The organism is Brachybacterium sp. YJGR34, from assembly GCF_003347015.1.
In the GTDB taxonomy this organism is placed as follows: domain Bacteria; phylum Actinomycetota; class Actinomycetes; order Actinomycetales; family Dermabacteraceae; genus Brachybacterium.
This window is the reverse complement of record NZ_PNFB01000011.1, coordinates 105,264-120,329: the sequence shown is the minus strand read 5'-3', so window position 1 is coordinate 120,329 and position 15,066 is coordinate 105,264. Positions and strand designations below refer to the sequence as shown.

Sequence of the window (15,066 nt, the reverse complement as noted above, 5' to 3'; positions counted from 1 at the left end):
CGGTGCCCTCTCGGGCACCGGCCGCGCGGCGTCGCGGGGGTCAGTCGCGTCGCAGGCTCGGCATGCCCAGGGTGACCGGGCCCGCGGCCTCGACGCCGCCCCCGTGCCCGGTGCCGCAGGAGGATCCGGCATCGAGGCCCTGCACCCCGGCCTCCCAGGCGTCGCCCGAGCGGGTGCGGCGGACCGAGAAGCTGCCGGATCCCGCCGTGCCGTCCCCGGGATGCGCCAGGGCGCTGTCGGCGAGCAGGTAGTGCGGCGCGCCGCGGGTGACGGTCGCGCTGACGAGGTCGCCGGGACGCGGTCGCTCCGCGGCGGGCAGGTCCTCGGGCAGGGCGAAGTGGACCAGCCGATGGTCCCGGGCGCGCCCGGAGAGCCGGTGGGTGCGGGCGTCGCGGCTGCCCTCCCCCTCGGCGACGAGGATCTCGACCTCGCGCCCCTCGAGCTGGCGGTTCTCCTCGTGCGTGATGCGGTCCTGCAGGGCGATGAGCCGCTCGTAGCGCTCCTGCACGACGTCCTTGGGGATCTGGTCGTCCATGGTGGCCGCCGGGGTCCCGGGACGGATCGAGTACTGGAAGGTGAAGGCGCTCGAGAAGCGGGAGGCCTCGACCACGTCGAGGGTGGCCTGGAAGTCCTCCTCGGTCTCCCCGGGGAAGCCGACGATGATGTCGGTGGTGATCGCGGCCTCGGGGATCCGCTCGCGCACGGCGTCGAGGATGCCGAGGAACTTCGTCGACCGGTAGGAGCGCTTCATCCGTCGCAGCACGGCGTCGGAGCCGGACTGCAGCGGCATGTGCAGCTGCGGCATGACGTTCCCCGTCTCCGCCATCGCCTCGATGACGTCCTCGGTGAACATCGCCGGGTGCGGGGAGGTGAAGCGCACCCGCTCCAGGCCATCGATCTCGCCGCACGCGCGCAACAGCTTCGCGAAGGCCCCGCGGTCCCCGAACTCGACGCCGTAGGAGTTGACGTTCTGCCCCAGCAGGGTCACCTCGATGGCGCCGGCCGCGACCACGTCGCGCACCTCGGCGAGGACGTCCCCGGGGCGGCGGTCCTTCTCCTTGCCGCGCAGCGACGGCACGATGCAGAAGGTGCAGGTGTTGTTGCAGCCCACCGAGATGGACACCCAGGCCGCGTAGGCGGAGTCCCGACGGGTGGGGAGGGTCGAGGGGAAGACCTCGAGGGACTCGAGGATCTCGACCTGCGCGTCGGCATTGTGCCGGGCACGGTCCAGCAGGATCGGCAGCGAGCCGATGTTGTGGGTCCCGAAGACGACGTCCACCCAGGGAGCGCGCTCGACGATGGCGGCACGGTCCTTCTGGGCGAGACAGCCGCCGACGGCGATCTGCATGGACGGGTTCGCGTCCTTGCCGGGCCGCAGCCCGCCGAGGGTGCCGTAGAGCTTGTTGTCCGCGTTCTCGCGCACCGCGCAGGTGTTGAAGACGATCACGTCGACCTCGCCGCGGCGAGGATCGGCCTCCGCCGGGGCGGCGACGTAGCCGGAGTCCTCGAGCAGGCCGGTGAGACGCTCGGAATCGTGGACGTTCATCTGACAGCCGAAGGTGCGCACCTGGTAGGTGCCGCGAGGCTCCGCAGCGGCGGGGCCCGCGGCATGATCCGCAGCGGCGAGGGGGGCGGGAGAGCTCAGGGACATAGTGCCTCCAGGGTACGGCGAAACCGGTGCGTGGTTCAGCCCACGCTCTCCTCCGCGGCGGCCCTCAGCTCCCCGGAGATGACATGGACGGCGAGGTCACCGGGATATCCCTTGCGGGTCAGCAGCGCATCGAGACGACGGGAGAGGCGACGACGGTGGCTGCCGTCACGCTCGGCGCGGAGCCGCTCGGCGTCGTCGGGGCCGATGCGGGAGCGGACCAGCTCGCGGCAGCGCAGCTCCTCGTCGCTCTCCTCGGCGCCGAGCGCCGCGTCGACGAGCCGCTCGTCGACGTGCCGGCGCTCGAGCTCGCGGCGCAGCGCCGCGTCGCCGAGCGATCGCATCGCCCGGCGCTGCTGCACCCAGTCACGGGCGAAGCCGGCGTCATCGATGAGACCCGCCCGGTCCATGCGGGCCATGACCTCGTGCGCGAGGGCGGCAGGGACCTCGCGCCGATCCAGACGCTCCCGCATCTCCCCCGCCGAGCGCCGGCGGGTCGCCAGCAGGCGCATCAGGTATCGGCACTCGCGGACCACGATCTTCTCCCGCTCCATCGCCGCGGGGTCCGGGCCCGCGGCGGGACGCTCGATGATCCGCCGGGTGCGCGCCTCGAGCTCACGACGCAGCGAGGAGGCACCCTGCGCGGCCGAGGGCGACCCGGAAGCGGCGCCGACCATGTGGCCGGCGCCGCCGGTGCTGGGGTGCGGCACCATCACTCAGATGGTGGCGGGGACGTCCTCGTCGAGGAACTCGTCCTCGCCGAGCGGCGCCTCGGCGACCGCCGCTTCCGCCTCCGCGGCGGCATGCTCCGCCGCGTACTTGCCGACGCCCAGGGTGCGCAGGATCTTCTCCTCGATCTCCGCGGCGAGATCCGGGTTGTCCTTCAGGAACTGCCGGGAGTTCTCCTTGCCCTGCCCCAGCTGGTCCCCCTCGTAGGTGAACCAGGCACCGGACTTGCGGACCACGCCGTGCTCGACGCCGAGGTCGATCAGACCGCCCTCGCGGGAGATGCCCTCCCCGTAGAGGATGTCGAATTCGGCCTGCTTGAACGGCGGAGCCATCTTGTTCTTGACGACCTTGACGCGGGTGCGGTTGCCCACCGCGTCGGAGCCCGACTTGAGGGTCTCGATGCGGCGGATGTCCATCCGGACCGAGGCGTAGAACTTCAGCGCCTTGCCGCCGGTGGTGGTCTCCGGGCTGCCGAAGAAGACGCCGATCTTCTCGCGCAGCTGGTTGATGAAGATCGCGGTGGTGCCCGAGGACGAGAGCGCCCCGGTGAGCTTGCGCAGCGCCTGGGACATCAGACGTGCCTGCAGGCCGACGTGGGAGTCGCCCATCTCGCCCTCGATCTCCGCCTTGGGGACCAGCGCAGCCACCGAGTCGACGACCACGACGTCCAGCGCGCCCGAGCGGATCAGCATGTCGGTGATCTCGAGAGCCTGCTCGCCTGTGTCCGGCTGCGAGACCAGCAGGGCGTCGGTGTCGACCCCGAGCTTCTTGGCGTACTCGGGGTCCAGGGCGTGCTCGGCGTCGATGAAGGCGGCGATGCCGCCGTTGCGCTGGGCGTTGGCGACCGCGTGCAGGGCGAGGGTCGTCTTGCCCGAGGACTCCGGGCCGTAGATCTCGACGATGCGGCCGCGGGGCAGGCCCCCGATGCCGAGGGCGGCGTCCAGCGCGACCGAGCCGCTGGGGATGACCTCGACCGGCGGGCGGACGTCGTCGCCCAGACGCATGACCGAGCCCTTGCCGAACTGGCGGTCGATCTGGGCGAGGGCGTTGTCGAGCGAGGAGCCCCGATCCTTCGAGGACGACTTCGAGGAGGACTTCGATGCGGGCATGTGGTTGTTCCTTCCAGAGGGCCGGGTGTGCCGACGTGGTGACCGTGCGGCCACCGTAGGCGCCGACCCCGACATTCGCCGTGGCCCCGGATCCCCGGTGGATATCGGGGCGGTGGGGAGGAGAGGTGAGAGCGTGGGCGCGGTCCCGGAGGACCGACAGGACACACTGTACCGAACAGGCGTTCGAACGCGCGAGAGATCGGCGCGTGTCGCGGCGTGTCGCCCTGCCCACGCCCGCGCGGGCGCCCCGGGCCCGCGGGACATCCTGCTCGACGCCCCGGCGCGCACCGGCCTCAGCGCCGGCGCTGCTCGGGCGGTATCTCCCAGCGCGCGGACTCGGGCACGTCCAGGGCGTCGCAGAGCGCGGTCCACACCGAGCGCACCGCGACCCCGCGCTCGAGAGCCTCCTCGGCGCTCACGCCGCCGATCTGCTCGAGCACGAGGTCGCGCGCATAGGTGCGGGCCAGGGAGGGGCCGAAGACGTGGTCGGCCAGCTCCGTGAACTCGCTGCGTCGCACCTCAGTGGGCGCCCACCAGCGGAGCCGCGCCCTCGGCGAGCCCCTCGGGGACGGTGTCGGGGATGGTCACACGCTCGGCGACGGCGATCCTGTCGGACACCTCGCGCAGCACGAAGGACAGCGGCAGACCCAGGGCGTCGGTCACCGAGACCAGCAGCTCGCTGGAGGCTTCCTTCTGCCCACGCTCGATCTCGCTGAGGTAGCCCAGCGACACGCGGGCGTCGGAGGACACCTGCCGCAGAGTGCGGCCCTGGGAGCGGCGCGCGTCGCGCAGCACGTCGCCGAGCTCCTGGCGGAACAGGATCATGGACCTGCCTCCCTTCCTCTGACTCTGAGTGGTCTGGTGACTCTGAGTGATCTGATGGAACTTGTCGTGCACCTCGGGGGTGCGGTACGTCATCACGATCAGGTCAACGCGCCGTCCCTCGGAAGTGTTCCCCAGAGTGTAGTGCGACACCCCCACGGTTACCTGGACGATGTGCACGGCCGGCCCTCGGGGAGAGACCGCCGGACGCGCCGGGTCCGACCTGCGCGGGAGCCTAGCGCGGCAGCGCCGCGGCGAGCTCCGCCACGGCCGCCTCCACCGTCCGGGCCCGGATCCGCGCTCTCCCGCCGCTGAGATGCAGTTCACGGGTCCGCGCCGGCTCGCCCCGGCGCACGACCGCGAGCCAGACGGTGCCCTCGGGGACGCCGCGCTCGTCGGGGCCGGGACCCGCCACGCCCGTGGTCGCGACCGCCAGGTCCGCGTCATAGATCGTCATCGCTCCCTGGGCCATCGCGACCGCGACCGCGGCCGTCACGGCGCCCGTGCGTGCCAGCAGGTCCGGATCGACCCCCAGCACCCGGGTCTTCGCGCCGTACGAGTAGCAGGCCGCGCCCCCGGCGATCACCGCGCTGGCGCCGGGGACGTCGACCAGACGGGCGACCACGGCCCCGGCGGTCAGGGACTCCGCGGTGGCGATCGTCCAGCCCTGGGCGGCGGCCCGCGCGATGACCTCGGCCGGATCCACCGGGGGCGCCGGCGACGCCCCGGGAGGACCCGTCGGCCCGTCCTCGGACCGGCTCATCCGGCGGCGCCGCCGGCCAGGGCCTCACGGCGCAGCCGCAGTCCGTCCTTGAGGTTCACCAGCCCGGACCACACGGTGAGGATCACGGCGAGCAGCACCAGAGCCAGGCCGATCCAGCGGGCCGGCTCCCACCACATCTCGACGGGGATCAGGCAGAAGGTGATCGCGATGGTCTGGACCATCGTCTTCGCCTTGCCCGCCATGTTCGCCGGCAGCGCCCCGTACTTCAGGATCGTGAAGCGCATGATGGTGATGCCGAACTCGCGCACCAGGATGAGCACGGTCATCCACCAGGGCACGTACTCCCAGACGGAGAGCATGATCAGCGCCGCGCCGGTCATCGCCTTGTCCGCGATCGGATCGACGATCTTGCCGAAGTCGGTGATCAGCCCGCGGCTGCGCGCCAGATGGCCGTCGAGGGCATCGGTGATCATGGCCAGCACGAACACGCCGGCCACCACCAGCCGGCCGGGGACGGAGTCGGCGTACTGCGCGGCGAGCACCACCAGCAGCGGGACCATCGCGCACCGCACCATGGTGAGGATGTTGGCGATGTTCCACAGCGGGACCGGCTCGGTGCGGGACGTGGTCATCGGTGCTCCTGGGGTGGCATGGGCTGGGGGTTCGTCGTGCTCGGACGGTACGGGGCGCGGACGCCCCTCAGCGTCCCGTGAGGCTCCAGGCGTCCTCGCTCTCCGCCTCGTCCGCGTCATCGTAGTAGTCGGTCGCGGGCTCGGAGCCGTCGTCGGCCAGCGGGTCCGCCGCGTACCGGTCCTCCGCCGCCGCGGCGCCGTCGGCCCCGGACGAGGGGCTCTCGAGCTCGACCGCCTGATCGGCGCCGTAGGGCGCCTCCTCCCCCGGGCTCTCCTCGCCCCGGACCCGGGCGATGGCGGTGGCGAGGTCGTCGGGGTGGATCAGCACGTCGCGCGCCTTCGACCCCTCGGACGGGCCGACGATCTCGCGGGACTCCAGCAGGTCCATGAGGCGACCGGCCTTCGCGAAGCCGACGCGCAGCTTGCGCTGCAGCATCGAGGTCGAGCCGAACTGGGTGGTGACCACGAGCTCGGCCGCCTGCAGCAGCACCTCGAGATCGTCGCCGATGTCGTCGTCGATCTGCTTCTTGGCCGCGACGACCGTGACGTCCTCGCGGTAGTTGGGCTTCATCTGCGCCTTGACGTGGTCGACGACCTTGTGGATCTCCGACTCGTTGACCCAGGCGCCCTGCACGCGCATCGGCTTGGCCTTGCCCATCGGATGGAACAGGGCATCGCCCTGGCCGATCAGCTTCTCGGCGCCGACGGAGTCCAGGATGACCCGCGAGTCCTGCAGCGAGGACGTGGAGAAGGCCAGTCGGCTGGGCACGTTGGCCTTGATGATGCCGGTGACGACATCGACCGAGGGGCGCTGCGTGGCCAGGATCAGGTGGATGCCGGCGGCGCGTGCCAGCTGGGTGATGCGCTGGATCGACGCCTCGACGTCCCGCGGGGCGACCATCATGAGGTCCGCGAGCTCGTCGACCACGACCAGCAGGTACGGGTACGGGGCCAGGCGACGCTCGCTGCCGGGGGGCGGGGTCACCTCCCCGGCGCGCACCGCCTTGTTGAAGTCGTCGACGTGCTTGAATCCGAAGGCGGCGAGGTCGTCGTAGCGCGCGTCCATCTCCTTGACCACCCACTCGAGCGCCTCGGCGGCCTTCTTGGGGTTGGTGATGATCGGCGTGATCAGGTGCGGGATGCCCTCGTAGAGGGTGAGCTCGACGCGCTTGGGGTCCACGAGCACCATGCGCACCTCCTCGGGCGTGGCGCGCATGAGGATGGAGGTGATCATCGAGTTCACGAAGACCGACTTGCCGGCCCCGGTGGCGCCCGCGACGAGCAGGTGGGGCATCTTCGCGAGGTTCGCGACCACGTAGCCGCCCTCGACGTCCTTGCCCACGCCCATCAGCAGCGGGTGCTCGCTGCGCCGCGCGACCTGGCTGCGCAGCACATCGCCCAGCACCACCGTCTCGCGGTCCGTGTTGGGGATCTCGATGCCGATCGCCTTCTTGCCGGGGATCGGCGAGAGGATCCGGACGTCGGAGCTGGCGACGGCGTAGGAAATGTTCTTGTCCAGGGCCGTGACCTTCTCGACCTTGGTGCCCGGAGCCAGCTCCACCTCGTAGCGGGTGACCGTCGGGCCGCGGGAGAAGCCCACCACCTCGGCGTTGACGTTGAACTGCTCGAAGACCTCCCCGAGGGCCGCCACGACGTGGTCGTTGGCCTCGGAGCGGGTCTTGTGCGGGGGCCCCTCCAGCAGGAACGAGGACTCCGGGAGCGTGTAGACGATGTCGCCGGCGAGCTCGAGCTGCTCCCCCGCGCGGGGCAGGTCCCCGGGCGGCGGCGGGACCAGCTCGGGCTTGTCCTCCTCGGCCGGCCGCGCGGCCTTCGCCGGGACCTGCGCGGCGGCACCCGCCTTCGCGGCCGTGGGCATCGGCGTGGTGGCCTTCGTGCCACCCCGCGCCCCCGCACCGGGGAAGGACTTGGCGCGGTGGTTCTCGCCCTCGACCGCGTCGACGGCCTCGGTCGCGTCCGGCGACGCGGCGCGCCGCGGCCCGCCCTTGCGTCCCTTCCTGCGCGTCGGCGCCGTCGCCTCGCCCTCCTCGGCGACGCCCTGCTCGAAGGCCTCGTCCCCGGCATAGCCGAAGCTCTCGTGATCGCGCTCGGCCGCCTCCGCCTTCGCTGCGGCCTTCTCCCGGCGGGTGCGCCGACGGGGACGGCCGGCGGGCTGGGCCGTGGTCGCCTGCTCGTGCACGGCCGGATCAACCCGGCGCGGGCGCAGGCCGAAGGCCACGCGCTCCTCGTCCTCCTCCTCACTGCTGCCGACCATCACCTGGTACATGCCGCGCAGCCGCGAGGGGATCGACTCCACGGGCGTGGCCGTGAGCACCAGGATGCCGAAGGCGATGAGCACGGAGTGGATGACCACCACGGCCGTGGGCGGCACCAGGGCCACCAGCGGGGCCGCCGCCAGGTAGCCGAGCACGCCGCCGCCGCGCGCCAGCGCGTCGATGCCGTCGGCCGGGGCGGGCAGCCGCGCGGCCACGGACGCGATCGCGGAGATCGCGGTGAGCAGGATGGCGATGCCGATCGCGATGCGCGAGTTGGCGCGCACCTGGTCGGGACGGCGGAACATGCGCACCGCCCATCCGGCGGCCAGCAGCGGGATCACCATGGAGGAGATGCCGAAGGTGCCGGCGACCACGGTGTGCACCGCCCCGAACACCGGCCCGGAGGACTGCCACCATTCGACCACCGCCACCAGCACCGCCAGCAGCAGCAGGAACAGCGCATAGCCGTCGCGCCGCTGCTCCGGGGCCACCTCCCAACGCTGCACGCCGATCGAACGGACCAGGCCGCCGACCATGCGGGCGATCGAGAGATAGCCGGAGCGCACTGCGCGCACCGGGAGCGGGAGCGTCGAGGGATCGTTCGCCGCGGAGGCCTTCGTCCGCGAGGTGCCGGCGGACGAGGTCCGGGACGAGCCTTTCGACGCACGGGCGGGGGAAGACGTACGTGTCGCCATGCGCTCCAGGGTACCGCCCGCCGTCCGCGGCCCTGCGGAGGCGGGCGCGGCGGGCACGTCACCGGGCGCAGATCACGCCCCGACGAGGACTACGCCTCGACGACGATCGGGATGATCATGGGGCGTCGGCGCAGGCGCTTGCCGACGTACCGGCCGACCACCCGCCGCATGACCTGCTGCAGCTGATAGGTGTCGCGACGATCGGACTGGTCCGCGACGGCCTGCTCGAGGGCCGCGACCAGCTCCGGACGGATCGCCGCAAAGACCGCGTCGTCCTCCGCCACGCCGCGGGCGTGGATCTCGGGGCCGGCGATGAGCGCCCCGGTCTCGGAGTTCACGACCGCGAAGAGGGAGATGAACCCCTCGTCCCCCAGGATCCGGCGATCCTTGAGGTCCGCCTCCGAGATCTCTCCCACGCTGGATCCGTCGACGTAGACGTACCCGTTGGGGATCTCACCGACCACCGTCGCGATGCCGTCCCGCAGATCGACCACGTGGCCGTCCTTGGCCAGGACCACCCGGTCGCGCGGCACGCCCGTGGCTTCCGCGATCTCACCGTTGGCGATGAGGTGGCGCACCTCGCCGTGGATGGGCATGACGTTCCGCGGGCGCACGATGTTGTAGCAGTACAGCAGCTCGCCGGCGCTCGCATGGCCCGAGGTGTGGACCTTCGCGGTGCCCTTGTGCACCACCTCGGCGCCGAGCGCCATGAGGCCGTTGACCACGCGGAACACGGCGTTCTCGTTGCCGGGGATGAGCGAGGAGGCGAGGATGACGACGTCCCCGGGCCCCACGCTGACACGGTGGTCGCGATTCGCGATCCGGCCCAGCGCGGCCATCGGCTCGCCCTGGCTGCCGGTGCACATCAGCACCACCTGCTCCTCCGGCAGGTCGTCGATGCGCTTGACGTCCACCACGGTGTCCTCGGGCACGTGCAGGTAGCCCATCTCGGCCGCGATGCCCATGTTGCGCACCATCGAGCGCCCCACGAAGGCGACCTTGCGGCCGTGGGCGGCGGCCGCGTCGAGCACCTGCTGGACGCGGTGGACGTGGCTGGAGAAGGAGGCCACCACGATCTTCTGCCGCGCGCGGGCGAAGATCGCGTCCAGGGTGGGACCGATCTCCTTCTCGGCGACGGTGAAGCCGGGGACCTCGGCGTTGGTCGAGTCGGTCATGAACAGGTCCACGCCGGCCTCGCCGAGCCGCGCGAAGGCGCGCAGGTCGGTGATGCGGCCGTCCAGCGGGAGCTGGTCCATCTTGAAGTCGCCGGTGTGCAGCACGGTGCCGGCCGGCGTCGCGACGTGCACCGCGAGCGCATCGGGGATCGAGTGGTTGACCGCGACGAACTCGCACTCGAAGGGGCCGAAGCTCTCCGACTGCCCCTCCGCCACGGCATAGGTGTAGGGCCGGATGCGGTGCTCCCGGAGCTTCGCCTCGATGAACGCGAGGGTGAGCTGCGAACCGACCAGGGGGATGTCCGGCTTCCTCCGCAGCAGGTAGGGCACGGCGCCGATGTGGTCCTCGTGCCCGTGGGTCAGGATGATCGCGGCGACGTCGTCGAGACGCTCATGGAGCATGTCGAAGTCCGGGAGGATCAGGTCCACGCCGGGCTGCGAGTCCTCGGGGAAGAGCACGCCGCAGTCGATGATCAGCAGGCGGCCCTCGAACTCGAGGACCGACATGTTGCGGCCCACGTCGCCGAGACCGCCGAGCGGGGTGATCCGCAGGGTGCCGGGTTCCAGCGCCGGGGGCTGCTCGAGCCGATGGGAGAAGGCGGTGGTCATCGTGGCCTCCGTGCCTGGTCGGACGGTCAGAGAAGGCCGGCGGCATCCAGCACGGCGGCGAGGACCCGCAGCTGGTCGGCGTCGGCGGGAACGTGGGGACCCCGCATCGCGGCGTGCGGAAGGACCCCCTGGAGGTGCAGGGCGGCCTTGGCGGCCACGGCCCCGGGCATCCGGGTCATGATCGCTTCGACCACGGGCGCCAGGCGGAGATGGGCCTCGCGCGCGCCGGCGAGATCGGAGCGGTCCACGGCCTCGAGCATCAGCTTCTCCAGGTCGCCGGCGACCTGGCCGACGACGGAGACCATGCCCGCGGCCCCGACGCTCAGCCACGGCAGGTTCAGCGCGTCCTCCCCGGAGTAGTACGCCAGACCCGTCCGCTCCATGACGAGGGTGGCCTGCAGGAGGTCGGCCTTGGCGTCCTTGACCGCGAGGATGCGCTCGTGCTCCCCGAGGCGCAGCAGCGTCTCCTCGGCCAGCGGGGTGCCGGTGCGGCCGGGGATGTCGTAGAGCATGACCGGGAGGTCCGTGGAGTCGGCCACCGCCGTGGTGTGCGCGATGACGCCGGCCTGGCTGGGCTTGGAGTAGTAGGGCGTGACGACCAGCAGGCCGTCCACGCCCAGCTTCGCGTGCTCGCGCGCGAGGTCGATGGAGTGGGCCGTGTCGTACGTGCCCACCCCGGCGACCACCGTCACCTCGGGGCCGACGGCCTCGCGCACCGCGCGGGTGAGCTCGAGCTTCTCCACGTCGGTCAGGGTCGGGGCCTCGCCGGTGGTGCCGGAGACGACGATGAGGTCGTTCCCGTGCTCGGCGACGTGCACGGCCAGCTTCTGGGCGGCGTCGAGGTCCACCCCGTGGCCGTCCTCGGTCAGCGGGGTGACCATCGCGGTCCCCACCGCGCCGAAGGGCCGCTCGGGGCGCGGGTCGGTGCTGGTCATGGTCTCCTCCCGAAAAGGTTCTGATGCCCGGAGCCTAGTCCAGGCCGGGACGCGCTCACGGCCGTGACGCGGTGCCGAGGTCGACGAGGATCGCGAGCGGGGTGCGCTGGCGGCCCTGGCCCAGGGGGTTGTCCGCGAAGGTCGCCTCGAGGCGGTCGTGCGGGACCTGGACGTCCGAGCCCAGGACGTTGCGGCCGATGTCGTTGGCATCCATGACGACGGTGCCCACGAAGCCGTCGCGCAGCGCGGCGGGGATCTCCGCGCCGCGGATCGCCGCCGAGATCGAGGCCGCGACGCCGTCCGGATCCTTCGGGGGCAGCTTGGCGGAGACGTTGGAGGGGAAGGCCGAATAGGGCGTCGGTCCGTCGATCGCCCGCACGTTCGCGCCGACGACCTCGTAGAACAGCCCCTTCCTGCGCACCACCTTGCCGGCGGCCCCGGCGACGGAGGCCGCGACGACGCGGGGCAGGCCCACCTCGCGGATGGCGAGCTCCATGGTGGTGGGGTCGCCCAGGCCGATGCCGGCCGGGGTGCGGGTGACGAAGCGGCTGAGCGCCTTCGCGGCGGGACGCGGGGTGATCTCCCAGGTGAACCAGGAGCGGCCCTGGGAGATCGCGATGATCTTCTCGCTGATGACGTAGTACCACTCGGCACCTTCGGGCACGGCGCCCTCCGGCAGGCCCGCCGCGAAGCGCTCGACGCGATCGCGGGCGAGCGAGGGCATATCGTCCCCGCGGGCGACCAGCGCGGTCTGCAGCGGGAATCGGCGCCAGGTGTGGCCGTCGGCCGCGGAGACGAGGTCGAGCTCCTTCTCGGGGTTGGCGACGTAGTCGCTCTTGGGCTCCTCGGGGGCGGGCACCGGGACGGGCTCGACCGCCGGGGAGCTGTCGCGGTCACCGGCCGTCGGCGTGGTCGCGGTGCGCTCGGGTGCGGCGTGCTCGCCGAGCGCCCGCCCGGCCCCCTCGGCGTCGTCGAAGAAGGTGCGCATCCACAGCTCGACGTTCAGCAGGCGCCAGAACATCAGGGTGCCGTGGTTCTCGGGATGGGCGATGTAGTCGTCGAAGAGCGCCAGGACGCTGCGGGCGTCGAAGTAAGGACGGCTCGCGAAGGACTCGGAGGCGAAGATGTCCCGCAGCTGCGGGGCGATGGTCCGGAACCACTCCCCCTCGGGCGTGGTGAAGCCGATCTTGTTGCGACGCTTCGAGATCATGTCGGGCAGGATCCCGTCCATGGACTCGCGCAGGATCCGCTTGTTCCAGCCGTCGTGGATGATCGCGGACTCGTCGAGGGAGAAGAGGAACTTCAGCAGCTCCTTGTCGACGAAGGGGACGCGCCCCTCGATGCTGAAGCGCATCGTGTTCTTGTCCTCGTAGCGCAGCAGGGAGGGCAGGGAGGAGCGGAAGGTGTCCTCGAGCAGGCGCTCCTTGAGGTCGTCCTGGACGGAGGAGACCGTCTCCCCGCCGTGCTCGGCGACGAAGCCGGAGTTCAGCAGCGCCTCGATCGGCACCGAGGTGCGCCCGGAGTACTTGGTGCGCGCGAGCTTGCGCAGGATGTCCCGGGAGCCGATGACCTCGGCCGCGAGCTCCTTGTACCGCTTCTGGGCGCGCAGCTGGCGGAGATAGACGTAGAAGTAGGGGTTGTAGCCGGCCATCATCTCGTCGGCCCCCTGGCCGTCGAGCAGCACGGTGACGTGCTCGCTGGCCTCGCGCATCACCGCGTACTGGGCATAGGGCCCGGTGGAGATGATGGGCTCCTCCTGGGTGCGCACGAAGTCGTGCAGGTCCTGGAGGAAGGCGTCGGGCTGCGGGGTGATCTTGTGCGCCGTGATCTGCCCGGCGTTGTCCTCGAGCAGGGCGTCGACATAGCGCTCCTCGTCGTTCGAGGAGTTCGGGAAGACCGCCGAGAAGGTGTTCTGGCGGCTGCCCACGGCGCGGTAGCTCTCGTCCTGCGGGGCGTCGCGCAGATGACGGGCGATGACCGCGGCGACCGCGGAGGAGTCCAGACCCCCGGACAGCGAGGTGCCCACGGGGACCTCGGACTGCAGGCGCAGTCGCACCGCCTCCTGGAAGCGCTCGCGGTACTCGGCGACGACCTCGTCGCTGTAGGGCCGTGCGGGGCGGGCGGCGATCTCGCGCAGCTCCTCCTGCAGGCGGGTGAAGGAGGAGATCTCGGTGCCGTCCGCGCTCAGCTGGAGGACCTGGCCGGGCATGAGGCGCTTGACGCCGCGGAAGAAGGTCCGGGAGTCGTCGTCCTGGACGCGGAACTTCAGGTAGCGGTAGACCGCGCGATCGTCGGGAGCGGCCTCGAACTGCTGCGCGGCCAGCAGCGCGCGGACCTCGGAGCCGAACAGGACGCGCGGCGAGTCGGCGTCCTCGTCGATCCAGTAGTAGAGGGGCTTGATGCCGAAGTGGTCCCGGGCGAGGGTCACGGTGCCCGTGGTCGCGTCGTGGATCGCGAACGCGAACATGCCGTTGAAGCGGTCGTAGGCCGCGGTCCCCCACTCGGCGTGCGCCTCGAGCAGCACCTCGGTGTCCGAGACGGTGCGGAAGGTGTGCCCCAGCTCCTCGAGCTCCTCGCGCAGGGCGAGGTAGTTGTAGGTCTCGCCGTTGTAGACGATGGTGTAGCGCCCGTCCGCGGTGGTCATCGGCTGGGCGCCGTGCTCGCGGTCGATGATGGAGAGCCGGCGATGGGCCAGGCCCGCGGGGCCGTCGACGAAGAGGCCCTCGCCGTCGGGGCCGCGATGGGCCAGGGCGCTGCTCATCCGGCGGGCGATGCCCTCGGTGTCAGCGCCGAATCCGTAGGTGCCGGCGATTCCGCACATGGGACGGGTCCTTTCGAGGGGGACGGCTGCGCTCCACGGCACGGCACGGGGCACCGGACGTCGCCGACGGTTCCCGGCGGGCGGACGGCCCGGCCGATGGAGCCGCCCGAGCTTATCAAGGGGGCCGCACCCTCACGTGCAGGCGCGGCGTGAGGTTCAGCTGCCGCGGCGGGACAGCAGGAGGTCCTGGCCGTCGACCCGGACCTCGAGATCGTCCAGCGATGTGACCAGCGCGTTCGCCAGCGGCCGCAGATCTGCGGCCGGGGTGGTGCTGGTCACGGCGATCGTGCGCGCCCCGGCGCCGAGCCCGGAGCGGAGCCCGCCGACGGAGTCCTCGATGACGACCGCCCGCGCCGGTTCGACCTGCAGGCGCTCGGCGCCCAGGCGGAACGGCTCGGGGTCCGGCTTCCCCCGGGTGACCTGGTCAGCGGTCACCATGTGCTCGGGGACCTCGAGCCCCGTGCGGGCCCAGCGGGCCGCGAACAGCGGGCTCGTGCAGGAGGTGACGATCGTCCAGGTGGGACGCCCCAGCTCAGCGGCCGCCGCCTCGAGCTCCTGGAGCAGCCGTTCGGTGCCGGGGAGGGTGACGATGCCGTCGACGTCGGCGATCTCGAGCTCCTCGATCCGGGCGTGCGCCGCCAGGACCTCCTCCTCGGTGAGGTGCGGCAGCAGCTCCCGCAGCACCTGGCGGGCGGGCTGGCCGTGCTGCGCGGCCCCGAACTCGAGCGAGCTGTCGTACTCGCGCAGCAGCGCGGTCCACGCCCGCTCGACGGAGGGGCCGGAGTCGATCAGGGTCCCGTCCATGTCCAGCAGCAGCGCGGAGGTCCGCATCGGCAGGGCCTCGTCGGGCACAGGTGCGGACGCGATATCCGAAGGAGCCGTCATGGCCCTACG

The 15,066-nt window shown here is 71.8% G+C and carries 12 protein-coding genes; all 12 read right to left on the bottom strand.

The features are described from left to right. Positions 1-40: 40 nt before the first annotated feature. Complete coding sequence (gene miaB / locus CXH06_RS11285; protein ID WP_114855286.1) at positions 41-1,651, bottom strand: tRNA (N6-isopentenyl adenosine(37)-C2)-methylthiotransferase MiaB; 1,611 nt, start codon at positions 1,649-1,651, stop codon at positions 41-43. A gap of 35 nt (positions 1,652-1,686) precedes the next feature. After that, positions 1,687-2,361: a regulatory protein RecX gene (locus tag CXH06_RS11280; protein WP_157975704.1), complete on the bottom strand. Its 675-nt coding sequence runs from the start codon at positions 2,359-2,361 to the stop codon at positions 1,687-1,689. 3 nt (positions 2,362-2,364) lie between these two features. Continuing rightward, positions 2,365-3,486 carry a recombinase RecA gene (gene recA, locus CXH06_RS11275; protein ID WP_114855285.1) on the bottom strand — a complete coding sequence of 374 codons (1,122 nt, stop codon included), beginning with the start codon at positions 3,484-3,486 and terminating at the stop codon, positions 2,365-2,367. Between the two features lie 293 nt (positions 3,487-3,779). Continuing rightward, positions 3,780-4,004, bottom strand: coding sequence for a DUF3046 domain-containing protein (locus CXH06_RS11270; protein WP_114855284.1), 225 nt, complete (start codon positions 4,002-4,004; stop codon positions 3,780-3,782). Between the two features lies 1 nt (position 4,005). After that, positions 4,006-4,311, bottom strand: coding sequence for a helix-turn-helix domain-containing protein (locus CXH06_RS11265; protein WP_114855283.1), 306 nt, complete (start codon positions 4,309-4,311; stop codon positions 4,006-4,008). Positions 4,312-4,543: 232 nt separating this feature from the next. Then, positions 4,544-5,014: a CinA family protein gene (locus tag CXH06_RS11260; RefSeq protein ID WP_369832984.1), complete on the bottom strand. Its 471-nt coding sequence runs from the start codon at positions 5,012-5,014 to the stop codon at positions 4,544-4,546. Between the two features lie 53 nt (positions 5,015-5,067). After that, entirely contained in the window at positions 5,068-5,664 is a 597-nt protein-coding gene (pgsA, locus tag CXH06_RS11255) for a CDP-diacylglycerol--glycerol-3-phosphate 3-phosphatidyltransferase (RefSeq protein ID WP_114855281.1), read from the bottom strand. Between the two features lie 67 nt (positions 5,665-5,731). Next, a complete protein-coding gene (locus CXH06_RS11250; RefSeq protein ID WP_114855280.1) occupies positions 5,732-8,632 on the bottom strand; it encodes a DNA translocase FtsK in 2,901 nt (966 codons plus the stop codon). Between the two features lie 89 nt (positions 8,633-8,721). Next, entirely contained in the window at positions 8,722-10,416 is a 1,695-nt protein-coding gene (locus CXH06_RS11245) for a ribonuclease J (protein ID WP_114855279.1), read from the bottom strand. 26 nt (positions 10,417-10,442) lie between these two features. Further along, positions 10,443-11,351 (bottom strand): 4-hydroxy-tetrahydrodipicolinate synthase, encoded by a 909-nt coding sequence (gene dapA, locus CXH06_RS11240; protein ID WP_114855278.1) that lies wholly within the window; start codon positions 11,349-11,351, stop codon positions 10,443-10,445. Positions 11,352-11,406: 55 nt separating this feature from the next. Beyond that, a complete protein-coding gene (gene asnB, locus CXH06_RS11235; protein WP_114855277.1) occupies positions 11,407-14,172 on the bottom strand; it encodes an asparagine synthase (glutamine-hydrolyzing) in 2,766 nt (921 codons plus the stop codon). Positions 14,173-14,328: 156 nt separating this feature from the next. Continuing rightward, positions 14,329-15,057: an HAD-IA family hydrolase gene (locus CXH06_RS11230; RefSeq protein ID WP_114855276.1), complete on the bottom strand. Its 729-nt coding sequence runs from the start codon at positions 15,055-15,057 to the stop codon at positions 14,329-14,331. Positions 15,058-15,066 lie beyond the last annotated feature (9 nt).

Excerpts from the sequence above, each read along its gene's own strand:
- miaB (WP_114855286.1), bottom strand. The coding sequence starts at position 1,651 with ATGTCCCTGAGCTCTCCCGCCCCCCTCGCCGCTGCGGATCATGCCGCG.
- CXH06_RS11280 (WP_157975704.1), bottom strand. The coding sequence starts at position 2,361 with ATGGTGCCGCACCCCAGCACCGGCGGCGCCGGCCACATGGTCGGCGCC.
- recA (WP_114855285.1), bottom strand. The coding sequence starts at position 3,486 with ATGCCCGCATCGAAGTCCTCCTCGAAGTCGTCCTCGAAGGATCGGGGC.
- CXH06_RS11265 (WP_114855283.1), bottom strand. The coding sequence starts at position 4,311 with ATGATCCTGTTCCGCCAGGAGCTCGGCGACGTGCTGCGCGACGCGCGC.
- pgsA (WP_114855281.1), bottom strand. The coding sequence starts at position 5,664 with ATGACCACGTCCCGCACCGAGCCGGTCCCGCTGTGGAACATCGCCAAC.
- CXH06_RS11250 (WP_114855280.1), bottom strand. The coding sequence starts at position 8,632 with ATGGCGACACGTACGTCTTCCCCCGCCCGTGCGTCGAAAGGCTCGTCC.
- CXH06_RS11245 (WP_114855279.1), bottom strand. The coding sequence starts at position 10,416 with ATGACCACCGCCTTCTCCCATCGGCTCGAGCAGCCCCCGGCGCTGGAA.
- dapA (WP_114855278.1), bottom strand. The coding sequence starts at position 11,351 with ATGACCAGCACCGACCCGCGCCCCGAGCGGCCCTTCGGCGCGGTGGGG.
- asnB (WP_114855277.1), bottom strand. The coding sequence starts at position 14,172 with ATGTGCGGAATCGCCGGCACCTACGGATTCGGCGCTGACACCGAGGGC.
- CXH06_RS11230 (WP_114855276.1), bottom strand. The coding sequence starts at position 15,057 with ATGACGGCTCCTTCGGATATCGCGTCCGCACCTGTGCCCGACGAGGCC.